The sequence below is a fragment of the Staphylococcus borealis genome, assembly GCF_001224225.1.
Classification (GTDB): Bacteria; Bacillota; Bacilli; order Staphylococcales; family Staphylococcaceae; genus Staphylococcus; species Staphylococcus borealis.
Map to the genome: position 1 here is coordinate 170,800 of NZ_CUEE01000004.1, position 24,581 is coordinate 195,380.

Sequence of the window (24,581 nt, forward strand, 5' to 3'; positions counted from 1 at the left end):
TGTGTTGATGAAAATGCAAGAGAAAAACTCTAATATTTAAAATTATCTGTAAAATTTCCCAAATTAAGTAGAATAAACCCACTGCACACATAGTGAAAAGTATTATTTATCTCTTATTTTATAGTATTACCCTCAAAGTTTAATAATTATTCTTTTACAAAAGACTTTCCTATGTAAGTTGTTCTCATTTACAATAGAAGCACTTCATTTAAAGGAGGAGAAAAAATGGCTCGCGAAGAGGATAATCATGTTGAGGTTATCGATCCAAATGATTGTAGATATAAAGATGATGACTATTTTAATCATTCGCACCCTAATGATCGAGCGCATTATTCCGTTAGGTATCGGTATGGTTGTGGTTGTCCATTTGGTTGCCTTTCTTCAATCGTTATTTCTATTTTACTTTCTATCATTTTTACTTTTTTATTGAATTGGGTGTTTTAAAGATAAGGAGCTCGGTAATGATGTCGTATTGGTACAAATTCATTCTAGCGCTTTGTCATCATACTATTGATGACTAAACTAAGAAAAGCAGCCTCATGAGAAATCTCATAAGACTGCTATCATCACTTGCATTCCCTTTAACCATCGATGCTTAACGTTAATTCATTGCCAGTTAATGGGTTTAAATCATACTAATATCACAAGTCTTAATCAAGACCCATGATGTTGCTAATTATTATTAGATGATTGTTGGTTTGATTGGCTTTGTGTAGACGTAGCATTTCGTTGTGTCGTTTGTCTTGAAGTTGATTGCTGCGTAGATGGTTGCGTTGTTGAACGTTGTTGTGTTTGCGGTGATTGTTGTGTTCTAGTTTGTGTGCTTGATTGAGTACGATTTGGTTTATTCGTATTTGACTCATTCGTATTTCTATTGTTGTTGCGATTGCTATTATTTTCTTGTGTTGCCTGTTCTTTTGTACGGCTTTCTTCAGTAGTAGCCTCTTCTTTAGTTGTTTTCTCTTGAGTTTTTTCTTCTTTAGTATCTTGTTTTGTACGTTGTTTCTCTTCAGTTGATGGTTGTTTAGTTCTTTCTTGTGTTGAAGGCGTTGCTTGCTGAGTCTGACGTTGTTGAGTTTGAGGTGCTTGTTGCGTAACAGTTTCCTGCGTCACATTCGAACGTTCTTCACTCGATTTTTTGTCATTCTCTTCTTTATCTTTTTTATCTTTCTTGTCTTTTTTCTCTTCAGTTGATTGATTATTTAAGCGTTCACTTGATCGGTTAGAATGATCAACAAATGCGTAAATCGCAAAAGCCAAGCCACTTAATAATAATAAAACTATAATCGTGCTAATCAGTTTCGAAATGCCACTCATTTTTTTCTTTTCCGGTTCACCAAAGTCATCTCTATTTCTATTGTTCTTAGACATAAGTTACCTCACTTTAATATATTCAATTTGTTTAGTCCCTATATGCAGCAAATTATTTTACAGTAATTCACACGAAAATGATATAAAAAGGATTAAGACATAAATTAAATTGATACATAATTACTTATATATGATAACATCATAAGTAATTACAAACATCAATTATGCAAATATAATTTAATTATAATTCGAGAGTGTGAGATAAATGAAGAAAATTGTTTCTGATGATATCTTTGAAGAAGACAAAGCACCTAAACGTGGATTAAAGTCAATGATGTTAAATAATGATAATTATGATGATAGCAACACGTCTCGGCTTGATCTTTTGCTATTATCAGTCATTTTCATTCCTTTAATAATATTATTCTTAATCTACATTAATTAGTACTATAATAGATATACAAAAAGCCCATACGATGCTCGCATGGGCTTCTACTAAAGGGAGTCAAAATTGACCTTCGTTTATTTTGCGTAGTCTATGGGGTATACTCAATTTACTCAAAGCTATTGAAATCTACTATATCGAAGGTACAAATTTATTATAACTTAACCTTTGTAAAATTAAATCCTGTTTACAGCATAGTAAATGACATATTATTGACTAATCGTTGTACATTTTTTGAACAACGATCGTTGAACGTCTTTTCAAATACAATAAATTAATAGAGGTGTAAATATGAAGCAATTCTTAATAACTGGCGGCACTGGAATGGTAGGCAGTCAATTAGTAAACGCATTAAAGCATCGCGATGTACACATTACAATATTAACTCGTAGCGATAAGCAAAGTGATGATCCTAAAATTTCATATATCAATTGGTCAAAAGACGGTTGGACATCACAAGTTCCAGATATAGATGTAGTTATCAATTTAGCTGGTGCAACTTTAAACAAACGTTGGACACCATCATACAAGCAATCAATCATGACTAGTCGTATCCAATCAACACAAGCACTCGTTGATTTATTCAGCAATCGCGCCCATAAACCTGAAGTACTCTTCAATGCAAGTGCGATGGGCTATTATCCACCAAGTTTATATCAAACGTATACTGAAAAATATCAGACGCTTCCCTTCGACTTTTTATCTGATGTCGTTTATCAGTGGGAACGTTTTGCCAAACGCTTTGAATCATTTGGTACACGTGTCGTATTAGGAAGATTCAGCATGATTTTATCTGATGATGGTGGCGCATTACAAACGATGAAACTGCCTTATAAATTTTTTGTAGGGGGCAAATTAGGTTCTGGATTCCAATGGTATTCTTGGATTCATATTAATGATTTAGTACGTGCAATTCTGTTTACCATTGACCATCCTAAAGCCCAAGGTCCTTTCAATATGGCTGCGCCTATAGCTGAACGTCAAAATCTATTCGGATATACACTTGCACGTGTCATGCACCGCCCTCATGAAACATGGGTTCCATCGTTCTTGATGCGAATCGCACTTGGTGAAATGTCTACAGTTGTCTTAGATACGCAAAAGGTATTACCAAATAAATTGGATGCACTTGGCTTTACATTTAATTATCCTAACTTAAAAATTGCTTTCGAAGATTTAATCGATGCATAATTATTGGAGTTTTGAATCATGAACGACGAGAAATTAACGTATATTTTATTAATCATCGCTAGTCTATTTCTGATACTAAATGGCATTTTTGCTTTCGAACATCATTTTGTAATTATATTAATGTCAATTTTCTTCATAATCATTGGTGTTATTTTACTTGTGATTTCGATTCGACTTCTCCTAAAAAGCACTTCAAAAAAATCATAAAAAATGGGATGTGTTGGTTTAGAACACATCCCATTTTTTATGATAATTTAACATTAATGATTAATCTTCAGGTTGCATAACATTATCGATTAAGCCATATGCTTTAGCTTCATCAGCTGTTAAGAAGTTATCACGGTCCGTATCTTTTTGTATTTTTTCAATACTTTGACCTGTACGTTCAGCTAAAATTTTGTTTAATTTTTCACGTGTTTTTAAAATGTGGTTAGCAGCGATTTCGATTTCAGTTGCTTGTCCTTGTGCACCACCTAATGGTTGGTGAATCATAACTTCCGCATTTGGTAATGCGAAACGTTTACCTTTTGCACCAGCAGCTAATAAGAATGAACCCATTGATGCAGCCATACCGATACAAATAGTTTGTACATCTGGTTTAATGTGTTGGATTGTATCATAAATAGCAAAACCAGCAGTGACACTACCACCTGGTGAGTTAATATATAAGTAGATATCTTTCTCAGAATCTTGCGCTTGTAAGAATAATAATTGTGATACAATTGAATTTGCTACGTTATCATCAATTGCAGAACCTAACATAATAATACGGTCTTTTAATAGACGAGAATAAATATCGTATGCACGTTCACCGCGATTTGTTGTTTCAATTACTGTAGGAATTAAATTCATTTATATTTCCTCCTTATGATTAACTGTTATTTAGTATTCTACATGAAAAGTCAAAAATGGTCAAAATTTAAACTCATATAACACGAAGAAAATTTGACCTTATTTTATTATATTTTGTACACTATAAACATACATTCAGATTGTACTTTTAAATTGATAAATAGTACAGAATTTTGTCTTTGTTACTTTATATCTCCTCGTAGTGTAACGGATAGCACGTAAGATTCCGGTTCTTAAAATAGAGGTTCGACTCCTCTCGAGGGGGCTAATAGTTTTAAATTGCATATATTTTTTACATTATGGGAGTGGGACAGAATGCTTTTGAAATTCGTCGTCCGCTCCCAGCTTGCTTTGTTTGTAGCATTTCTTAGTAAAATAATCTTTGCTGGGCCCGCGATCGCAAGGATGACTAAATCTGAGAAAAGCTTGATTTAATCGCCTTCTCAGTTTTGTCCGCTACTGCGAATTTGCAAAATAGTATCACTACATTATTGATGTCACAGGCTCTTTTTAGTTTGCCAGTTATTAAACGATTATAGAATACTAAATGCCATCAACATGTTAAGAACCTAATCTCTTACAAAAAAACTCGCCACTATGTGACGAGTTCGTACTTATAATTCAATTTTTTCGCCACTTCGAATTTTATCTGCAAGTTCATTTAGCTTTCTTAAGCGGTGATTTACTCCAGATTTCGATATAGCACCAGTTGAAACCATTTCTCCTAGTTCTTTTAAGGAGATTTCTTGATGCTCGACTCGAAGTTTTGCAATTTCTCTTAAGCGATCTGGTAAATTATCTAGTCCAATTTCTTGATCAATTAATTGAATGCTTTCTACTTGTTTCATAGCGGCACTTACCGTCTTATTAAGATTTGCAGTTTCACAATTCACTAAACGATTCACTGAATTTCTCATATCCCTAACAATTCGCACATCTTCAAACTTCAATAATGCTTGATATCCACCTATTAAACTAAGAAAATCAGATATTTTTTCGGCTTCTTTTAAATAAGCGATGCTACCCTTTTTGCGTTCTAAGTGTTTAGCATTTAAGCCATAGCTATTCATTAACTTAGTTAAACCTTCAGAATGATTCTCATATTGGGAGAATATTTCTAAATGATAGGATGATGTTTCAGGATTATTTACAGATCCTCCAGCTAAAAATGCGCCTCTCAAGTAACTTCTACGCATTTCATCATCTTTAATCATGCTAGCATCAATATCATGAACGAAAATACCATTTTTTAAAATACCTAGTTCGTCCAGAATTTCTTTCGCACGTACTTTTGTACGACAAATATAAATATTATTTTTCTTTAATTTCATTTTTTTACGCACAAGAATTTCAACTTCTACATTAAAAATACGTTTAATTAATGAATAAATTCTTCTAGCAGTCGTAGCATTTTCTGTTTGAACATTAATTACGAATTGTTGATTAGATAGGCTAAGTGCACCGTTCATACGAATTAATGCGCTAAGCTCTGCTTTAGCATTGCTTTCATCAACTTCAATGCGTGTTAATTCATTTTTCATATCTGACGCAAAACTCATCACATTTCCCCCTCTAATCAAATTTATAAATACATGTAATTAACATCCTATATTGTTACACGTTATTCTACGCATACATGAATACACATATGCTCTTTATCATACCATAGTTATACTGCCGATTAGAAGTGTTATTTTTCCGGTCTAAATTGAATCGTACTTGTCAATTCAAGGGCTAAATCATAGATTAATTTCGCTAACACTTTCGTATTATGACGCACTAAATGGTCATCTAAGATTTCAACTAAATTCGATGACGTAATGATCTTAATATTATGATCCGTTATTTTATGTTCATCCATAACAACTGGTTTGGCATTACGCTCTTTATAACGTTTTAAAACATTATCATCGTATTTATCATTACTACAAATGACATAATCGATAAAGTCACTGCCAGCATGATTATGTATCGCTTGAATATGATCCATAACATCGTAATCCGATGTTTCTCCAGGTTGAGTCATAACATTAGATATATATAATTTAGGCGCATTTGAGCGTAAGATAGCATCCGACATACCTTTAACACATAAGTTTGAAATCACACTAGTATATAACGAACCAGGTCCGAGTACGATTAAATCTGCATCTTCTAGTGCGTCAATCGCTTCTTCCATAGGCTCAACATTTTCAGGCTCTAAAAAGACACGCTCAATACGTTTGTTTTTCTTTGGTATTTGAGATTCACCGCGTACAATTTCTCCATCTTCTAACACTGCATTTAACATCACATTCGTGTTCGTAGATGGAATCACTTTGCCTTTAATATTTAATATTTTACTTAATTCTTTTACCGCATGACCAAAGTCATTCTTAATATTGGTTAAAGCAGCTAATAATAAATTGCCAAGTGAATGTCCTTCAATTTGATTTTCTTTGAAACGATATTGAAATAACTCTTCTATGACTGGTTCTGCATCACTTAATGCTGCAATAACATTTCTAATATCGCCTGGTGCCGGTATATCCATTTCACTACGGATTTTACCAGTACTACCACCGTCATCCGCTACAGTAACGATGGCTGTAATATCAATGGGGTACTCTCTTAATCCCCTTGCTAATACTGATAGACCTGTTCCACCGCCTATAAGTACAATCTTTAATTGTTTCATTTTTTCACGCCACTTTCGATATGTGCATCTCTATGATGAACATAAACATTATAATCAAATATGTCTGTTAATTCTTCACTAATACGTTTAGCTAACGCAACAGATCGGTGTTGACCTCCTGTACAACCGATTGCAATCACTAATTGAGATTTACCCTCTTTTTTGTAACCTGGTATCATAAATTTCAATAAATCCATTAATTTTTCGAAAAATATTTCAGTTTCTTTCCATTTCATAACATAATGATAAACGGGTTCGTCTTCTCCCGTCATCGGTCTTAAGTCTTCAACATAATAAGGATTTGGAAGGAAACGAACATCGAACACTAAATCTGCATCTTTTTGTATGCCATGTTTAAATCCGAAACTTGAAACATTAATACTAAATGATTTAAAGTTGTCATCTTGGAATTTTTCTTTAACCTTCGTTTTAAGCTCTTTCGTCTTCAATTGTGTTGTATCTACGATGTAATTAGCAATTGAGCGAATATTACTAAGCAATTGCTTTTCTTCTAAAATTGAATCTATTAATGACATTTGACCATTTTCATTCAAAGGATGTGCACGTCTAGATTCTTTATATCTCGAGATTAACTTTTCCGTTTCCGCTTCTAAAAACATGACATCTACAATAACATCATTTCTACTTTTAATTGCATCAATTTCTTCCACTAACGACTTGAATAATTCTTTCCCTCTTAAATCAATCGCGATTGCTACTTTTTGCAAAGAAGGATTTCCTTGTTCCATTAATTCAACAAATTTGGGAAGTAATATCGGTGGTAAGTTATCAACACAGAAGTAACCAATATCTTCTAAACATTGGATAACTACGGATTTACCAGCACCTGATAGACCTGTTACTACTAATAGTTCACTTTTACTCATTTCATTTTCATTATGGTTCGTCATTTTGACACCGCCTAGTTTATCTTTTTAACGTAAATATACGTTCACGACTATAGTTAATTTACCTTCATAATATCATATGAACGACTTATCGTAACGATTAATGCGATATAAGTAGTTAGTAGTTTGCGCACCCATTAAAAAAGGCTAGAACCCATGTTTAACTCACAATCAAATGTGATGACACGTTCTAGCCTTACTTAATTATGCTTCTTCTTTATCTTTTAATTCTTCAATGTAATCAATAGCGCTCTGAGCTGCTATACTACCATCACCAGTTGCTGTTACAATTTGTCGTAAGCCTTTATCTCTTACATCTCCAGCAGCAAAAATACCTGGTACTGTAGTACTCATGTTATCTTCCGTTACAATATAGCCCATGTCGTTTGTAATTCCTAAATTAACAAATGGTGCTGTTAATGGTTTCATACCAATATAAATGAATACACCATCTGCATCTAACGTTTGTTCTGAGGCATCTTTAGTTGAAACAAGTGTTACAGAGCCTACTTTACCATCTTTTTCGTTAATAGATTTTAATGTGTGGCTCCAAATAAAATCAATTTTGTCGTTTTTGAACGCACGATCTTGTAAGATTTTCTGCGCTCTTAATTCATCTCTTCTGTGTACAATGGTAACTTTGTCCGCGAATTTAGTAAGGAATGCTCCTTCTTCAACTGCAGAATCACCGCCACCTATTACAAATAAGTTTTTATTTTTAAAGAAGGCGCCATCACACACTGCACAATAACTTACACCACGTCCACCTAGTTCTTGTTCTCCAGGGACACCAATTTTTTTGTATTCGGCACCTGTTGAAATAATCACAGCACGTGCTGTTATTTCTTTATTACCTAGGTTAATTTCTTTATAGTCACCTTTATCTTCAATAGATTTGATATCTCCATATTGATATTCGGCACCAAATTTTTTAGCGTGTTCAAACATTTTGGTAGATAAATCCGGACCTGTAATCATTTCAAATCCTGGGAAGTTCTCTACTTCTTCTGTGTTAGCCATTTGGCCACCAGGCATGCCTCGTTCAATCATTACTGTGCTTAAATTTGCACGTGATGCATAAACTGCTGCAGTCATACCAGCAGGTCCAGCGCCGATAATTGCAACATCATAATTTACTTCTGTCATTTCTATGCCTCCTACGTTTTTAATATCATGCGCATTATATATTATTATTTGAAATCTTTAAATTTATATGCTCAATAATTGATTAATCGCACTATCTAACTTGTAACGCGATACATTAAACAATGTCATGATTTTCTTTTTAGTTACATGACTATGATAATAACGATGATATAAATATGCATGTGCAGCTACATATCTATCAACTTCGCTTAAATCAACTTCATTCGCAATTAATCCTTCGCCTTTATCAATCCAACTTATAAATAATTCCGTATCCTTGTGTATTTCATCCATTTCATACAAACGCACTAAACCTTTATGAATGAAATCTAATTTGTTTAAATGTAAACCTTGAACTAAATACGTAAGGTAAAGTTTCTCATAGTCATTCATTTTTTCTAAAATAGACCAAATCTCTTGCGTCATTAATATTTCTTTACCATTTAATTGATTTAATAAAAAGACACCATAAAGTCTATAATGACTATCATCATCTAATAACAATGGTAGTATCTTTTGATCAAAAGCTTGTTTACTCTCTTCTAGTACCCAAGGTGCATAACCAACATCTACTTTAGATATTTGAAGTAATTTATCCCAAAAGAATTGACTCTGTTCTTTATTTCCAAGGTAATAATAATTAAAACTCAATGCGTTAAACATTTGAATTGAAGCGAATTTCCCCTTTTTATATAGAGGTAATAATATTTGTTGAGACGCTTCATATTGTTTTAAATAACTTAGTACGATACCTAATTTAAAACTTTCATCATCGTTCATAGGCATAACTTTACTTAATATTTTAAGATATTTATGATATTTGTCTTTTTCATTGGTATTGTAAAGTAGCAATGTATAGTGACATAACGCGTGTACATCTGAATTATCTTCAGATAGCAATGCTTCAAACATGTCTTTAGCAATATCATATTCACTTAAATATAAATAGCACATGGCTAGTAAGTTGCGAATCACTCTATGCGCTTGAATAGCCTCATCTTGATTCAATATATACGTACGTGCATCTTGCAATCGTCCTTGAGAAAACAAATATTGGAATAATAGTTGTGTAGCAAAAAGCTGTGCTTCGAGTTGAATTTTTTCTTCACTCATATATGACACTTCGAAGGTCTTTTCTAATTCTTCTCTGAAATCTTTATCATCTGTTAAAATCACATAATTAATACCAAACAAGAAGGCCTTGTTTGGCTCATTAAGGTCGATGTTTAATTGACTAAGCTCATAATAGCTATCTGCTACATTTTGCCCTTCAATAATACTGTCATAAAACAAATGCTCTGCTCGTCTACCTAAATGAAGTTTATTTAAGCAATGGGCATACTTTAACTTTATATCAAAATCTTGTGGTGACAAATCAAGCACTTTTTTATAGTAGTCTGCTGCTTTATTGAAATCTTGTGTTTTATATTTTTGATCCGCCATTTTACGATAAAATGGTTCATCAAATTTCATTGAAATAATTTTATCATTGTTTTGCGCCATTCTTTGTCACCTCTCTTTATTTATAATGAATGTGCATAGGATTGCCATATGCAACGGCATCATCTGGTATATCTTTCGACACAATTGTGCCGGCTTTCACAACCACATGGTCACCTATATTTACACCTGGTAATATTGTCGAATTCGCACCAATTAAGGTTTGATCACCTATTCTAACTGGACCATAGCGATATTCATCTACTAATACCTCATGCGTTAATATTGTTGTATTATAACCAATTACTGTATTATTGCCAATGGTTATGAGTTGGGGATAAAACAAGTCTGGCATGACCTTATAGGCTATAGCTGTATGTTGGCCAATGGACATGTTCAATAAATGGATGTATAGCCATCTTTTCCAACTTAAATTCGGTATAAAGCGACAAATTTCAATAATCATAGTATTCCTAAGAACTCTCGGGAAACGTACAAAACGATAAATTCGCCATAATGGATTAATCTTATGATGACCATCTTTCGTTAATCGTCTCATTATTTTACTTTACCCTTAGGACTAGGCCATGATAATGGGCCTGCCTCTTTATATAATGGTGGTTGATGTTTAATACGACGATAAATCATTAGCGCTAAACCAATCACAATCAAAATGACTGAAACAAGTTGGGCTACTCTAATGTTACTTGTTAACATCAAACTATCAGTTCTAAGACCCTCTACGAAGAAACGTCCAATGGAATACCAAATTAAATATAATGTGAATGTTTCACCCACACGTAAATGCTTTCTAAATGTAATTAAGATGATAAAGCCTAATACATCCCATATTGATTCGTATAAAAATGTGGGATGGTAGTACACGCCTTCTATATACATATTACGGATAATGAACTCTGGAATATGTAAGTTTTCAAGAAATGTTCTTTGAACTGGGCCACCATGGGCTTCATGATTCATAAAGTTTCCCCAACGCCCAATACCTTGAGCTAATATAATACTTGGTGCCACAATGTCACCTATTTGGAACGGATTAAGATTTTTTACTTTGCATACAATTATACCGGTAATAAATCCGCCTAGAAGACCACCATGTATTGCTATACCACCATGCCATATCATTGGAATTTCAATAGGGTTTTGCATGTAATATGGCCATTGAAAAATCACAAAATAAATTCGAGCAGTGATGAATCCAAAAATGGCACTATAAAAGATGACATCAACAAGCGTATCTTTATGTAGTCCAACATATTTCAAACTTTCTTGAGCTATAAAATATCCAATGAGAATACCTACAGCAATAATGATACCGTACCATTTTATTGAAAGTGGTCCTAAATTAAATGCAGTAGGGTCAATATAATTCAAATTTAAAAGCATGATCTAGCTCTCCTTGCTTTGATGACCTTTTTTTAGGATTTCTTCATTTAATCGTTGGTTAAACTCTTCTGCAGTATTAATGCCCATTATATTCAGGCGATAGTTCATTGCTGCAACTTCTATAATAACTGCCACGTTTCGTCCTGGACGTACAGGAATCGTTTTTTTAGTGATTTCTGTATCAAGAATTTGTAATGTTTCTTCATTTAATCCAACTCGGTCATACAATTTATCTTTATCCCAATTTTCAAGGTTGATGTTCAAACGAATTTGTTTCTGTGTAAGTATAGAGCCTGCACCAAACAATGTCATAACATTGATGATACCAAGGCCTCTAATTTCGAGTAAGTGTTCAATCAATTTGGGTGGTGTGCCTATTAATTCATCTTTTGTTATTTCACGAATTTCGACATTATCGTCTGCTACAAGTCGGTGTCCTCGTTTCACTAATTCAAGTGCCGTCTCACTTTTACCTATACCAGAATCTCCAGTGATTAATACACCAACACCGTAAACATCGACCAATACACCATGTAATGATGTCGTCTTAGCTAATTCGTGTTCTAAGAACGTTGTTAATCGACTCATCAAACTTGTCGTTGCATCTTTAGATACGATCAGTGGTGTATCCATTTCTTGAGCTGCTTCTATCAACTCTTGTGGCGGTTCTAATCCTCTAGTCACTATGATTGCAGGTGTTTCGGGACGACATAATTTTCTCATTCGTCCGTGACGTTCCTCATCAGGTAATAAATTATAAAACGATAATTCCGTTGTTCCTAATAGTTGGATACGATCTGCAGCATAATGTGAAAAATAGCCAGCCATTTCCAAACCCGGTCTTGATATATCTGTATTTTTAATCGGTTTATGTAATCCTTTTTCACCTGTAAATAATTCTAATTTAAGTAATTTGACTAATTTCTCTGTCGTTAACATGAGTTCACCTCAAAATTTTCACTTGAATTCATTCATCTATTATCATATCAAAAATAAAGACAAGATTAATATAAAAAAGAAGAATTCCTAAGATATTTGTTTCGTTCACATTTTACAACACACTCAAAAAGGGAGTGGGAGAGAATTCTTAATAAATTCGTCGTCCCACCCCCGCAAGGGTGACTAGAACTGAGAAAAGCTTGAATTAAGCGCCTTCTCAGTTCAGTCAGCTACTGCGAATTTGCAAAATAGCTTCATTATATTATTTTTGTCCCGGACTCTATATGGGTCTCGAGTGTCAGGAAAACTTAATTTGTAAGTTTTATGATTTAATGCCCCATTCCCAAGCCTACTCATCTTGTAGATTTTGTAGTTAAAATCTAATTACTAGGACACCTTGTGCATTATTAATCATTCTACGCCTTTATAGTTTCCTGACGCTAGGTTTAGTTATTCAACTTTATCGCGTTCGAGTACTGTTTTTAAATATTTACCTGTGTATGACGATGGTACATTAGCGATGTCTTCAGGCGTACCTGTGGCAACAAGTGTACCCCCACCATCGCCACCTTCAGGTCCTAAATCGATAATGTGATCTGCTGTTTTGATGACATCTAAATTATGTTCAATGATGACAACTGTATCGCCATTTTCAACTAGTCGATTCAATACTTTTAGCAATCGGCTAATATCATCAACATGTAGACCCGTCGTCGGCTCATCTAGAATGTAGATAGAACGTCCAGTTGAACGTTTGTGCAATTCTGATGCTAATTTAACACGTTGTGCTTCCCCACCTGATAAAGTTGTAGCTTGTTGGCCGAGCGTGATATAACCTAAGCCAACATCCACAAGTGTTTGTAATTTACGGTGTATTTTTGGGATATTTTCAAAGAAATATGCAGCTTCTTCCACCGTCATTTCAAGTACTTCGGCAATATTTTTACCTTTATATGTTACTTCTAATGTTTCACGGTTGTAACGTTTACCATCACACACTTCACAAGGGACATACACATCAGGTAAAAAGTGCATCTCAATTTTGATAATGCCATCGCCTTTACAAGCTTCACAACGTCCACCTTTAACATTAAAACTGAAGCGTCCTTTTTGATAACCACGAATTTTAGCTTCGTTAGTTTGAGCGAATACATCGCGAATATCATCAAATACGCCAGTATAAGTAGCTGGGTTAGAACGTGGTGTTCTACCAATTGGTGATTGGTCAATATCTATTATTTTATCTAACTGGTCAATGCCTTCAATGCTATCATATGCACCTGGCTTAACTTTAGATTTATTTATTTTTTGAGCTAAAGATTTATATAATACTTCGTTAACTAATGAACTTTTACCGGAACCTGATACACCAGTCACAACGGTCATTACAGATAACGGAATATCAACGTCCACACCTTTTAAATTGTTGCTTCTTGCACCTTTAATACTGATTTTACGCTCTGTCACTTCTCGACGATGTTCAGGGACATCAATACGTTTCTTACCGCTTAAATATTGACCTGTTAAAGATTTTTTGTCTTTCATCACTTTGCTTGGTGTACCACTAGAAACAATTTCTCCACCGTGATTACCCGCACCAGGACCGACATCTACAAGGTAGTCAGCAGCACGCATCGTATCATCATCGTGTTCAACAACTATAAGTGTGTTACCTAAATCACGCATTTCTTTCAGTGTACTTATTAATCGGTCATTATCACGTTGATGTAGACCAATAGACGGCTCATCAAGCACATATAGCACACCTGTTAAGCGTGAACCTATTTGTGTAGCTAATCGAATTCGTTGTGCTTCACCACCAGAAAGTGTACCTGATGCACGATTAAGTGTTAAATACTCTAATCCAACATTATTTAAAAATGATAATCTTGAAATAATTTCTTTTAATATTTGATTTGCAATTGCACTATCTTGTTCGGATAGTTCAATATTTTCGTAGTAATTTAATGCATTTTTAATAGAATATTCCACTACTTCACCAATGTTATATCCACCTACGTAAACAGATAGTGCTTCTTTGCTTAGGCGTTTACCATGACATGTTTCACATGGCAATTCTGTCATATATTTACTCATCATTTCACGTGTATATTCTGATGGTGATTCATGATAGCGACGGTCAATGTTGGCAACAACACCTTCGAACTTCATTCTTCGATGACGTGTACCTCCATTTCGACTGTGGAAAGAAAAATCAATTTCTTTATCTCCTGAACCATGCATTAATATATTTTTCTGTCTGTCAGTTAATTTTTTATAAGGTTTATCCATATTTATTTTATAAACGTCGCATACGCGTTTTAATAATGTTGGATAAAAATCAGAACTTGTTGGTTCCCAAGGTTCAATAGCACCTTCATTCAAAGTTTTGTTAGGGTCTGGTACCACTAAATCAAGATCGACAGTCAGTTTTTGGCCTAGACCGTCACAAGTTGGACATGCGCCAAACGGACTATTAAAACTAAACATTCTAGGTTCTAATTCACCGATAGAGAATCCGCAAATCGGACAAACGTGATTTTCTGAGAATTTAAGATCTTCGCCATCGATTACATCGACAGTAATATTACCTTCCGCTAATTCTAAACCTGTTTCTATTGAATCTGCTAAACGTGTTTCAATGCCTGATTTTACGACTAATCTATCTACAACTACCTCGATAGTATGATTTTTATTTTTATCTAATTCTGGCACTTCATTAACATCAACAATTTCGCCATCGACTCTCAGACGTACATAGCCCTTTTTACCAATATCTGCGATAAGTTTCTCATGGCTACCCTTTCTATGAGATACAATGGGTGCTAAAATTTGAATTTTAGTACGTTCCTCAAGTTCAAGTATACGGTCAACCATTTGTTGAACGGTTTGTGATTCAATTTCAATATTATGATTTGGACAATATGGCTTGCCTATTCGTGCGTAAAGTAAACGTATATAATCATAAATTTCAGTTACAGTCGCTACAGTAGAGCGAGGGTTTTTACTTGTTGTTTTTTGATCAATTGAAATTGCTGGAGATAATCCTTCGATGGTATCCACATCTGGTTTATCCATTTGACCCAAAAATTGGCGCGCATATGCACTTAATGATTCGACGTATCGTCTTTGACCTTCAGCATAAATTGTGTCAAAGGCTAAAGATGATTTACCTGATCCTGATAAGCCTGTCATAACAATAAGTTTATTTTTAGGAAGTTCTATATCTACATTTTTCAAATTATGTGCGCGTGCGCCTTTTACTACAATACTTGGTCCCTTCATATAACTGTCACCCTTCTGCTTTTAATTCAAATAACATATCTCTTAATTCCGTTGCTCTTTCGAAGTCTAAATCTTTAGCTGCTTTTTTCATTTCTTTTTCTATATTCTCAATCGTTTTTTGTCTTTCTTTTTTAGTCATTTTCTTAGGTAGTTCAGTTTGTTGTTTGTCATTTGTTTCATCATTATCTACGGTAGCACTAATAACATCATGAATCTTTTTGTTAATTGTTTTTGGCGTGATACCATATTTTTCATTATGTGCCATTTGTATATCACGACGTCTTTGTGTTTCATCAAGTGCATATTGCATTGAGTCGGTGATTTTATCAGCATACATGATAACTTCACCTTTCTCATTACGCGCCGCACGACCAATGGTTTGAATTAATGAACGGTTTGAACGTAGGAAACCTTCTTTATCCGCATCTAAAATGACTACTAATGAAACTTCAGGTATATCGATACCTTCCCTTAGTAAGTTAATACCTACAACAACATCATATGTTCCCATTCTTAAGTCACGAATGATTTCAATACGCTCTAACGTTTTAATTTCTGAGTGCAGGTAATTCACTTTAATTCCCGCTTCTTTCATATAAGTGGTTAAGTCCTCACTCATTTTCTTAGTTAATGTAGTAACTAGGACACGTTCGTCCCTATCAATGCGTTCTTGAATTTCACTAAGTAAATCATCAATTTGATTCTTAGTTGGTCTCACATCAATCTTAGGATCTAAAAGACCCGTTGGACGGATAATTTGTTCAACCATCTCATCAGTATGTTCAATTTCATATGGTCCTGGTGTCGCTGAGACATATACTAATTGATTTGTTTTTTGTTCAAATTCTTCAAATTTTAATGGTCGGTTATCCATCGCACTTGGCAAACGGAAACCATGTTCAACGAGCACTTGTTTACGTGCGCGGTCACCATTGAACATGCCTCTAATTTGAGGTAATGTCACGTGAGACTCGTCTATCATGACTAACCAATCATCACCAAAGTAATCTAGCAATGTATAAGGCGTTGAACCTAAAGGTCTTAATGTTAAGTGAACAGAATAATTCTCTATACCCGAACAGAAGCCCATTTCTCTCATCATTTCTAAGTCATAATTTGTGCGTTGCTCTAAACGTTGTGCTTCTAATAACTTGTTCTCATCTTTTAATTCTTTTAATCGTTCTTCTAATTCTTTCTCGATACGCTCTATTGCGATTTTCATTTTTTCTTCACGTGTTACGAAGTGAGAAGCAGGGAAAATAGCGAAATGCTCGCGTTCACGAATGACTTCCCCTGTTAAATAATTGACTTCTCGAATGCGATCAATCTCATCGCCAAAGAATTCAACGCGAATACACATCTCTTCGCGTGAAGCTGGGAAAATTTCGACAACATCTCCACGTACTCTAAATGTACCACGTTGGAAATCAATATCATTTCTAGAATATTGTACATCCACAAGTTTACGAAGAAGTTCACTTCGGTCCATCTCCATACCAACTCGAACACTTACTACTAAATCTTTATATTCTTCTGGGTTACCTAAACCATAAATACAACTTACACTGGCAATGATAATGACATCATCACGTTCAAATAATGCACTCGTTGCAGAATGTCGTAGTTGGTCAATTTCATCATTAATTGAGGCATCTTTCTCAATAAATGTATCGGTTGAAGGTACATAAGCTTCTGGTTGATAATAATCATAATAACTAACAAAATACTCCACCCTATTCTCCGGGAAGAACTCTTTAAACTCACTATAAAGTTGTCCTGCTAGCGTTTTATTATGTGCAATGATGAGCGTTGGTTTACCCACTTCTTTAATTACATTACTCATCGTGAATGTTTTACCTGTACCAGTCGCACCTAACAGCGTTTGATGACGCTTACCTTCTTTAACACCTTCCACTATTTTCTCGATTGCTTGTGGCTGGTCCCCTTGCGGATCAAACTCAGAATTCAATTTAAACGGGTAATGTTCCACCATTTTGACAAGCGCCTCCTTGAATTAAACATTCATTTCTATTACTTTTTTAAAGGTTTTATTTACTTATATTTATGTACTAAACCGAAGATTTGATCTTTATAAATTGCATAGTATATTACAATCATATTGTAATGAGATTAACAGTGACACGCACACGTCGTACTTATAAATTGATATACTTATTAATTACCTATTATTGAAATAATATGCTCACTTAAGGTTATTTTATCAAATATACAAAGAAAAATACAAACGTTTGTTCGCTTACGTTTGTATTTTAAAAAATGTATCGCTATTTTGTATTCCACTCATGTATGTGATTTATTCATATCTCATCTATTGATGCCACGCACTTACATATATTTATTATCTTTACGCTTCAATGTACATATTGTGTATTTACTCTATAAATCAACTGACTTTTACATTCAAAAGTTCTGTTTCATAATGTTTATTCTTGATGCTTATGAAATTCAAGATTATCTATGATGACGTATCCAGCTAATAAAGAAACGACATCAATAAAAATAATCCACTCATTATGAAAGAAACCTTTATAAATAGAAGCTGCTATCAAAATAAGTGTAACAATCACACCAACCCACTTGCTTCGTGTTATGACACTAAACAACACAACTAGTACACATGGAAAAAATGCAGCTAGCGCGTACCAAATCATTCAACTCACCCATTTCTTCGATTTAAAATCGCCATTGTAGTTTCTCGCAATTCTGCACGAGGAATGAAATTCTCTGTCAACATTTCTGGTATTACATTTTCAATAAAGTCTTGAACAGAACTTAAATGATCAAATTGCATAATTGTTTCTAAACTATTTTCATAAATTTCAAAGAATAAGTCTTCAGGATTACGTTTTTGAATTTCGCCGAACGTTTCATATAGTAAATCAATCTTGTCGGCCACAGATAAAATTTGACCTTCTAGTGAATCATCTTTACCCTCTTGAAGTCGTTTTCGATAAATATCTTTGTAAGGTTCAGGTATTTCTTCATTAATAAACGTGTCCACCATATCTTGTTCAACTTGTGAAAATAACATTTTCAATTCTGTTTTAGCATACTTAACTGGTGTTTTGATATCTCCAGTAAACACTTCCGCAAAATCATGATTCAATGCTTTTTCATATAAACTTTTCCAATCAATGGTATTCCCATGATATTCTTCTACAGTTGCTAAATATTGGGCAATCTTAGTGACTTTGAAAGAGTGCGCAGCAACGTTATGTTCAAAGTATTTAAATTTACCTGGTAAACGAATTAATTTTTCTAAATCTGAAAGTCTTTTAAAGTATTGATGAACACCCATATTACCTTACCTCCATGCTTTATTAAATAAAGATTATACTTACATTTATTATATCAATCAACATTTCTATGAGAAGTGTCAATTCTTTATACATTGTAGAATGTATTGTGATAAGTATTTTAATTAAAGATTAAATTGGTTTCCTATACCTCGTTCATTCATTTAATCGTTCTATTATTTTCTAGGAAATGACACTACTTATAAAATAAAGAGTTCAATGACTATGCTAAATCACATAGCCATTGAACTCTGACGACTGAATATATTAAAAATAGTATCTAAACATATTTATTAGTGAATAAAGTTATAACTTGAAGTATTGGTAATTGTTCTATTAGTGACATGGTTATAGTGTCCATTCCAGTTCATTTCTGAAACATATACCGAACCATCTTGATTCACATGTTCCACAACACCTACATGACCATAATAACCTGCAGTTGTTTGGAAAATTGCACCTACTTCAGGACGATTATCTACTGTTAATCCAGCATTTTTCGCTGAGTATGCCCAGTTATTTGCGTTACCCCAATAACTTCCAATTGCGCGCCCTAATTGTTAGCGACGATCAAATGCATAGTATGTACAATTTCCGTAACTATATCGGTTACCTTGATTGACAGTTGTAATATGTTGATATGATACTGGTGAATTTACTGATGATTGGTATGTGTCATTCGTTGTAGGCGCAGGTGCACTTGTAGGTACAACATTGTAACTAGACACATTTGTTGTGCTAGCACTTACTGATTGAGCTACTACATCTGCTTGATTATAGCCTGTTGTTTCTGTATACGTTTGTGCATAATTAATCTCTTTATTTTCTAATTTTGCTGCACCTTTGTCACTTACCGCTATTAAATCACCTGGATAAATTAATGCCGTTACACCTGGATTAAGGCTATAGAGTTGTTCTAACGATAAATGATGTGATAAAGCAATTTGATATAACGTATCGCCAGCTTTAACTTTAACGATATCTTTATCTGTTAACCCTAAGTTTGTTTCTTGTGCCACTTGGCCATCATAAGCATTTGCTTGGTGTGATGTTGTATGTGTTGAAGTTGTATGCGTCGTTTCTTGCGCATTAGCTAAACCACTTAAGCCTGCTAAAGCCGCAATTGAAGTAAATGTTACTGTAAGCGTCTTATTTATCATGCTGTCATTCCTTTGTCGTTTTATATTATTCTTAATTTATACTCTAGCACACCACATTTCGTGTGTGTTCAATGTTATCGGCTTGTAATATAAAGGTTAAAAAGGACTTCAAGAACATGTAAAAAGACGTACTCTAGTAATAATTAATATTACATTTTACATTTATTTAGCTACTATTTATGTTTTATAAATAATTTGAGCCTGGGACAAAATAATATAATGAAGCTATTTTGCAAATTCGCAGTAGCTTACTGAACTGAAAATGCGCTTAAATCAAGCTTTTCTCAGTTCTAGTCATCCTTGCGGGCGGGGCCCCAACAAAGAGAATTTCATCAAGAAATTCTACAAGTTAAGCAAGTTGGGGTCGGGACCCCAGTACTGAGTATTTCATCAAGAAATTCTACAAGTTAAGCAAGCTAAGAGCGGAACAACGATATAAATTTTGAAAAAATTATATTTTTGTCCCGCTCCCTAATCTATCATTCAATTTTATTAATTATCGCTATGATTCATTGCTTGTCTTAAGTATGCTTCAATAAATGGTTGAATTTCTCCATCCATAACAGCATCAACTTTACCAGTTTCTTCATTAGTTCGATGGTCTTTCACCATAGAATACGGATGGAATACATACGAACGAATTTGACTTCCCCATCCAATCTCTTTTTGTTCACCACGTATTTCAGCCATTTCACGTTCTTGTTCTTCCAATTTTAATTGGTATAATTTAGCTTTCAACATTTTCATAGCTGCTTCACGGTTTTTTATTTGTGAACGTTCGTTTTGGTTATTGACTACAATGCCTGTGGGATGATGGGTAATTCGGATGGCAGATTCAGTTTTATTGATATGCTGACCCCCAGCACCAGACGCTCTAAATGTATCTACAGTAATGTCATCAGGATTGATTTCAATTTCGATTTCGTCATTATTGAATTCTGGAATGACATCACATGATGCAAAAGATGTATGACGGCGTCCTGATGAATCAAAAGGTGAAATTCTAACTAATCTATGAACACCTTTTTCAGCTTTCAAGTAACCGTATGCATTGTGACCTTTAATTAATAGCGTTACGCTTTTCACACCAGCTTCATCACCCGGTAAATAATCTACGGTTTCAACTTTGAACCCTTGTTGTTCACCGTAACGCTGATACATACGCAGTAACATACTAGCCCAGTCTTGAGATTCAGTACCCCCAGCACCTGGGTGTAATTCTAAAATTGCATTATTAGCATCATGTGGCCCATCTAATAATAATTGTAGTTCAAATTGATCAACTTTTTCTTTGAAGTCGTGTACATTCTGTTCTAAATCATCTTTTACATCATCATCTAACTCTTCTTGCAACAATTCCCAAGTTGCAGTCATATCTTCAACTTCTTCATCTAATTCATGGTAACCATTTACAACTGATTTTAATGCATTATTTTTATCAATAATGTCTTGTGCTTTATTTTGATCATCCCAAAAATCAGGTTCAGTCATCATTTCTTCATATTCTTGTATATTTGTCTCTTTATTTTCTAAGTCAAAGAGACCCCCTAATTTGCGTTAAGTTCTGACGATATTCATCTATATTTCGCTTAATTTCAGATAATTCCATTTTTATCTCTCCTATTCTTTGTCCTTTGCACTTTTTAAATGGATATGTAAAAAGTAGGAGCGTAGATTCAGTTCCACAACTCCCACTTATTATTAAAAATTAAAGCTATTCTTCTTTACCGTGGCAATTTTTATATTTCTTACCACTACCACATGGACATGGGTCGTTACGGCCAACTTTATCACCTTTAACAATTGGCTGTTTCTTAGCTTTTTCTTTGCCATCCTCAGCAGAGACATGTTGTGCTTTTCCAAAGTCAGTTGTTTTTTCTCGTTCTATATCTTCATCAACTTGAATTACTGATTTAAGAATGAATTTAGATGTATCTTCTTCAATATTTTGCATCATCATGTCAAATAGTTCATGACCTTCATTTTGGTAATCACGAAGTGGATTTTGTTGTGCATATGAACGTAAATGGATACCTTGACGTAATTGGTCCATTGTATCAATATGATCCGTCCAATGCGTATCGATTGAACGTAATAATATCATACGCTCAAATTCTGCCATCTGACCACCGATTTTTGCTTTTTGACTTTCATAAACATTTTCGATTTTAGCCCAAACCACTTCGAAGATATCTTCAGGATCTTTGCCATTAATTTCTTCTTCTTTAAGATCGCCTTCTTGTAAAAAGACATCATTAACATAGTTAATAAATGGTGCATAGTCCGGATTGTCATCTTCTTCACTAATGTGATAGTTCACACCACGCTGTAATGTTGAACGTAACATAGCATTTACTAATTGTGAGCTATCTTCAGAATCGATAATATTGTTTCTTTCGTTATAAATAATTTCACGTTGTTTACGTAACACTTCGTCATATTCAAGTATACGTTTACGTGCGTCAAAGTTATTACCTTCAACACGTTTTTGAGCTGATTCAACAGCACGTGATACCATTTTAGATTCAATAGGTGTTGAGTCATCCATACCTAATCGGTTCATCATTTTTTGAAGTCTTTCAGAACCAAAACGAACCATCAATTCATCTTGTAGTGATAGATAGAAACGACTATCCCCTCTATCACCTTGACGACCAGAACGACCACGTAATTGGTCATCAATACGTCTAGATTCATGACGTTCAGTACCAATAACAGCTAAACCGCCAATTTCTTCTACACCTTCACCTAATTTAATATCGGTACCACGACCAGCCATGTTTGTCGCTATTGTTACAGCACCTTTTTGTCCTGCATTGGCAACAATTTCAGCTTCACGTTCATGGTTTTTGGCGTTTAATACATCATGTCTAATGCCACGTTTTTTTAATAAATTAGAGATATATTCACTTGTTTCAACTGCAACAGTACCTAAAAGAACGGGTTGACCCTGTTTATGTTTTTCAACAACATCTTCAACAACTGCATCAAATTTACCTTTTTGGCTAATGTAAATTAAATCTGATTTATCGTCACGTTGAACAGGTTTATTCGTAGGGATTTGAGTAACCGTCATATTGTAAATATTACGGAATTCTTCTTCCTCTGTTTTCGCAGTACCAGTCATACCCGCTAACTTATTGTACATACGGAAATAGTTTTGGAAAGTAATGGATGCCATTGTTTTAGATTCATTTTGAATTTTAACGCCTTCTTTGGCCTCAATAGCTTGGTGAAGACCTTCTGAGAATCGACGACCAGGCATCGTACGTCCTGTAAATTGGTCAACAATAAGTACTTCTCCATCGACAACCATGTAATCTACATCACGTTGTAGTGTTACGTGTGCTTTTAAAGCTGTATTAATGTGACTAATAACTTCCACATTTTGCACGTCATATAAATTTTCTATTTTGAACATGCGCTCTGCTTTGTCTGCACCTTGTTCAGTTAAATGAACTGCTTTTGTTTTTTCATCGTATTTATAATCATCTTCTGCTTTAAGCATTTTAGCGAACACATTAGCTTGCGTGTAAAGTGATGTTGATTTTTCCGCTTCACCAGAAATAATTAAAGGTGTTCTAGCTTCATCGATTAAGATCGAGTCAACCTCATCAATAATCGCAAAATGTAAAGGTCTCATTACGCGCTCTTCGGCATAATTCACCATATTATCTCTTAGATAGTCAAATCCTAGCTCGTTATTCGTACTATACGTAATATCTTGTGCGTAGGCCTCACGCTTTTCAACCGTTGACTTACTGTTTAAGTTCAATCCAACTGTTAAACCTAAAAATTCATATAGCTCTGCCATTTCCTCACTTTGAACACTAGATAAGTATTCATTAACTGTGATAACGTGTACACCTCGACCTGCGAGTGCGTTTAAATAGGTAGGCATCGTAGCCGTTAATGTTTTACCTTCACCTGTTCTCATTTCGGCAATATCGCCTTTATGAATTGCGATACCACCCATTACTTGTACTTTATACGGCGTCATATTGAAGACACGTTTTGCCCCTTCTCTTACTAAGGCATAGGCTTGTGGTAAAATTTTATCTAAATAGTCATTTTGTTTTTTTACATCTTCAATTTCTTGTAGTTCTTGTTGAAATTGTTTTGTTTTATTTTTAATTTCTTCATCAGTTAAGATAGCCATATCTTCCTCTAGCGAAAGTACTTCATCGGCTATTTTACTTAGACGTTTAGTTTCTTTTTTATTGCCGTCAACAATTTTTGATAAAAATCCCATTACGTCCGCTCCTTTAGCTTAAAAACTGTTTGGCTTACAACAATTTATCATATCATTTATACTTTTAAATTTATACTTAAATACTCATATAAGCACAATGCTTAATTGCGTACAACTTAAATAGTTTACTTTCTATTCCCTCTATTTTGAATCGCTAAGCCTAATTTTTCAAATATCCAATTACTTCATTACATTAGCACAGCATGATAATAGCGTCCACGAATTACTATAATATAAGTTACAAAAAGAGTGGA

Annotated in this window: 20 protein-coding genes and 1 pseudogene; 4 read left to right on the top strand and 17 right to left on the bottom strand. The window is 34.2% G+C overall.

Annotated features, from left to right (window positions below):
- Positions 1 to 225: 225 nt before the first annotated feature.
- A complete protein-coding gene (locus AK212_RS06545) occupies positions 226 to 444 on the top strand; it encodes a hypothetical protein (protein ID WP_053029906.1) in 219 nt (72 codons plus the stop codon).
- A 228-nt stretch (positions 445 to 672) separates the two neighbouring features.
- On the opposite strand, the gene AK212_RS06550 is transcribed toward AK212_RS06545, so the two are convergent.
- Complete coding sequence (locus AK212_RS06550) at positions 673 to 1,371, bottom strand: DUF4887 domain-containing protein (protein WP_053029907.1); 699 nt, start codon at positions 1,369 to 1,371, stop codon at positions 673 to 675.
- A 205-nt stretch (positions 1,372 to 1,576) separates the two neighbouring features.
- Between AK212_RS06550 and AK212_RS06555 the strand changes: the two genes are divergently transcribed.
- From AK212_RS06555 to AK212_RS13820, 3 genes are all read left to right on the top strand, one after another.
- Positions 1,577 to 1,756, top strand: coding sequence for a hypothetical protein (locus AK212_RS06555; RefSeq protein WP_053029908.1), 180 nt, complete (start codon positions 1,577 to 1,579; stop codon positions 1,754 to 1,756).
- A 291-nt stretch (positions 1,757 to 2,047) separates the two neighbouring features.
- The gene (locus AK212_RS06560; protein ID WP_053029909.1) at positions 2,048 to 2,947 is read left to right on the top strand and encodes a TIGR01777 family oxidoreductase; all 900 of its coding nucleotides are present in this window, start codon (positions 2,048 to 2,050) and stop codon (positions 2,945 to 2,947) included.
- A gap of 18 nt (positions 2,948 to 2,965) precedes the next feature.
- On the top strand, positions 2,966 to 3,154 hold the full coding sequence (locus AK212_RS13820; protein ID WP_080365532.1) for a hypothetical protein: 189 nt from the start codon (positions 2,966 to 2,968) through the stop codon (positions 3,152 to 3,154).
- A gap of 60 nt (positions 3,155 to 3,214) precedes the next feature.
- On the opposite strand, the gene clpP is transcribed toward AK212_RS13820, so the two are convergent.
- From clpP to secA, 16 genes and pseudogenes are all read right to left on the bottom strand, one after another.
- Positions 3,215 to 3,799, bottom strand: coding sequence for an ATP-dependent Clp endopeptidase proteolytic subunit ClpP (gene clpP, locus AK212_RS06565; protein WP_053029910.1), 585 nt, complete (start codon positions 3,797 to 3,799; stop codon positions 3,215 to 3,217).
- A gap of 614 nt (positions 3,800 to 4,413) precedes the next feature.
- The gene (gene whiA / locus AK212_RS06575) at positions 4,414 to 5,358 is read right to left on the bottom strand and encodes a DNA-binding protein WhiA (protein ID WP_053029911.1); all 945 of its coding nucleotides are present in this window, start codon (positions 5,356 to 5,358) and stop codon (positions 4,414 to 4,416) included.
- A 131-nt stretch (positions 5,359 to 5,489) separates the two neighbouring features.
- Positions 5,490 to 6,476 carry a gluconeogenesis factor YvcK family protein gene (locus AK212_RS06580; protein WP_053029912.1) on the bottom strand — a complete coding sequence of 329 codons (987 nt, stop codon included), beginning with the start codon at positions 6,474 to 6,476 and terminating at the stop codon, positions 5,490 to 5,492.
- On the bottom strand, positions 6,473 to 7,387 hold the full coding sequence (rapZ, locus tag AK212_RS06585) for an RNase adapter RapZ (protein ID WP_053029913.1): 915 nt from the start codon (positions 7,385 to 7,387) through the stop codon (positions 6,473 to 6,475). Before rapZ ends, AK212_RS06580 begins: the two co-directional genes overlap by 4 nt.
- A gap of 201 nt (positions 7,388 to 7,588) precedes the next feature.
- Complete coding sequence (trxB, locus tag AK212_RS06590) at positions 7,589 to 8,530, bottom strand: thioredoxin-disulfide reductase (RefSeq protein WP_053029914.1); 942 nt, start codon at positions 8,528 to 8,530, stop codon at positions 7,589 to 7,591.
- 63 nt (positions 8,531 to 8,593) lie between these two features.
- On the bottom strand, positions 8,594 to 10,033 hold the full coding sequence (locus AK212_RS06595) for a tetratricopeptide repeat protein (RefSeq protein WP_053029915.1): 1,440 nt from the start codon (positions 10,031 to 10,033) through the stop codon (positions 8,594 to 8,596).
- A gap of 16 nt (positions 10,034 to 10,049) precedes the next feature.
- Positions 10,050 to 10,529 (bottom strand): acyltransferase, encoded by a 480-nt coding sequence (locus AK212_RS06600; RefSeq protein WP_053029916.1) that lies wholly within the window; start codon positions 10,527 to 10,529, stop codon positions 10,050 to 10,052.
- On the bottom strand, positions 10,529 to 11,374 hold the full coding sequence (gene lgt / locus AK212_RS06605) for a prolipoprotein diacylglyceryl transferase (protein WP_053029917.1): 846 nt from the start codon (positions 11,372 to 11,374) through the stop codon (positions 10,529 to 10,531). Before lgt ends, AK212_RS06600 begins: the two co-directional genes overlap by 1 nt.
- 3 nt (positions 11,375 to 11,377) lie before the next feature.
- The gene (gene hprK / locus AK212_RS06610) at positions 11,378 to 12,313 is read right to left on the bottom strand and encodes an HPr(Ser) kinase/phosphatase (protein WP_053029918.1); all 936 of its coding nucleotides are present in this window, start codon (positions 12,311 to 12,313) and stop codon (positions 11,378 to 11,380) included.
- Between the two features lie 450 nt (positions 12,314 to 12,763).
- Entirely contained in the window at positions 12,764 to 15,598 is a 2,835-nt protein-coding gene (uvrA, locus tag AK212_RS06615; protein ID WP_053029919.1) for an excinuclease ABC subunit UvrA, read from the bottom strand.
- Between the two features lie 7 nt (positions 15,599 to 15,605).
- Positions 15,606 to 17,591, bottom strand: coding sequence for an excinuclease ABC subunit UvrB (gene uvrB / locus AK212_RS06620; RefSeq protein ID WP_053029920.1), 1,986 nt, complete (start codon positions 17,589 to 17,591; stop codon positions 15,606 to 15,608).
- A 451-nt stretch (positions 17,592 to 18,042) separates the two neighbouring features.
- Complete coding sequence (locus AK212_RS06625; protein ID WP_053029921.1) at positions 18,043 to 18,270, bottom strand: CsbA family protein; 228 nt, start codon at positions 18,268 to 18,270, stop codon at positions 18,043 to 18,045.
- Between the two features lie 5 nt (positions 18,271 to 18,275).
- The gene (locus tag AK212_RS06630; protein WP_053029922.1) at positions 18,276 to 18,917 is read right to left on the bottom strand and encodes a YfbR-like 5'-deoxynucleotidase; all 642 of its coding nucleotides are present in this window, start codon (positions 18,915 to 18,917) and stop codon (positions 18,276 to 18,278) included.
- A 291-nt stretch (positions 18,918 to 19,208) separates the two neighbouring features.
- Positions 19,209 to 20,072: pseudogene (locus AK212_RS06635) on the bottom strand (COG3942 and LysM peptidoglycan-binding domain-containing protein).
- Positions 20,073 to 20,567: 495 nt separating this feature from the next.
- A protein-coding gene (gene prfB / locus AK212_RS06640; RefSeq protein ID WP_176747945.1) for a peptide chain release factor 2 occupies positions 20,568 to 21,684 on the bottom strand; the annotation gives its coding sequence in 2 pieces (ribosomal slippage) (positions 20,568 to 21,611 and positions 21,613 to 21,684; 1,116 coding nt in all).
- Between the two features lie 105 nt (positions 21,685 to 21,789).
- Positions 21,790 to 24,327 carry a preprotein translocase subunit SecA gene (gene secA / locus AK212_RS06645; protein ID WP_053029924.1) on the bottom strand — a complete coding sequence of 846 codons (2,538 nt, stop codon included), beginning with the start codon at positions 24,325 to 24,327 and terminating at the stop codon, positions 21,790 to 21,792.
- Positions 24,328 to 24,581: the final 254 nt, after the last annotated feature.

Excerpts from the sequence above, each read along its gene's own strand:
- AK212_RS06545 (WP_053029906.1), top strand. The coding sequence starts at position 226 with ATGGCTCGCGAAGAGGATAATCATGTTGAGGTTATCGATCCAAATGAT.
- AK212_RS06550 (WP_053029907.1), bottom strand. The coding sequence starts at position 1,371 with ATGTCTAAGAACAATAGAAATAGAGATGACTTTGGTGAACCGGAAAAG.
- AK212_RS06555 (WP_053029908.1), top strand. The coding sequence starts at position 1,577 with ATGAAGAAAATTGTTTCTGATGATATCTTTGAAGAAGACAAAGCACCT.
- AK212_RS06560 (WP_053029909.1), top strand. The coding sequence starts at position 2,048 with ATGAAGCAATTCTTAATAACTGGCGGCACTGGAATGGTAGGCAGTCAA.
- AK212_RS13820 (WP_080365532.1), top strand. The coding sequence starts at position 2,966 with ATGAACGACGAGAAATTAACGTATATTTTATTAATCATCGCTAGTCTA.
- clpP (WP_053029910.1), bottom strand. The coding sequence starts at position 3,799 with ATGAATTTAATTCCTACAGTAATTGAAACAACAAATCGCGGTGAACGT.
- whiA (WP_053029911.1), bottom strand. The coding sequence starts at position 5,358 with ATGAGTTTTGCGTCAGATATGAAAAATGAATTAACACGCATTGAAGTT.
- AK212_RS06580 (WP_053029912.1), bottom strand. The coding sequence starts at position 6,476 with ATGAAACAATTAAAGATTGTACTTATAGGCGGTGGAACAGGTCTATCA.
- rapZ (WP_053029913.1), bottom strand. The coding sequence starts at position 7,387 with ATGACGAACCATAATGAAAATGAAATGAGTAAAAGTGAACTATTAGTA.
- trxB (WP_053029914.1), bottom strand. The coding sequence starts at position 8,530 with ATGACAGAAGTAAATTATGATGTTGCAATTATCGGCGCTGGACCTGCT.
- AK212_RS06595 (WP_053029915.1), bottom strand. The coding sequence starts at position 10,033 with ATGGCGCAAAACAATGATAAAATTATTTCAATGAAATTTGATGAACCA.
- AK212_RS06600 (WP_053029916.1), bottom strand. The coding sequence starts at position 10,529 with ATGAGACGATTAACGAAAGATGGTCATCATAAGATTAATCCATTATGG.
- lgt (WP_053029917.1), bottom strand. The coding sequence starts at position 11,374 with ATGCTTTTAAATTTGAATTATATTGACCCTACTGCATTTAATTTAGGA.
- hprK (WP_053029918.1), bottom strand. The coding sequence starts at position 12,313 with ATGTTAACGACAGAGAAATTAGTCAAATTACTTAAATTAGAATTATTT.
- uvrA (WP_053029919.1), bottom strand. The coding sequence starts at position 15,598 with ATGAAGGGACCAAGTATTGTAGTAAAAGGCGCACGCGCACATAATTTG.
- uvrB (WP_053029920.1), bottom strand. The coding sequence starts at position 17,591 with ATGGTGGAACATTACCCGTTTAAATTGAATTCTGAGTTTGATCCGCAA.
- AK212_RS06625 (WP_053029921.1), bottom strand. The coding sequence starts at position 18,270 with ATGATTTGGTACGCGCTAGCTGCATTTTTTCCATGTGTACTAGTTGTG.
- AK212_RS06630 (WP_053029922.1), bottom strand. The coding sequence starts at position 18,917 with ATGGGTGTTCATCAATACTTTAAAAGACTTTCAGATTTAGAAAAATTA.
- secA (WP_053029924.1), bottom strand. The coding sequence starts at position 24,327 with ATGGGATTTTTATCAAAAATTGTTGACGGCAATAAAAAAGAAACTAAA.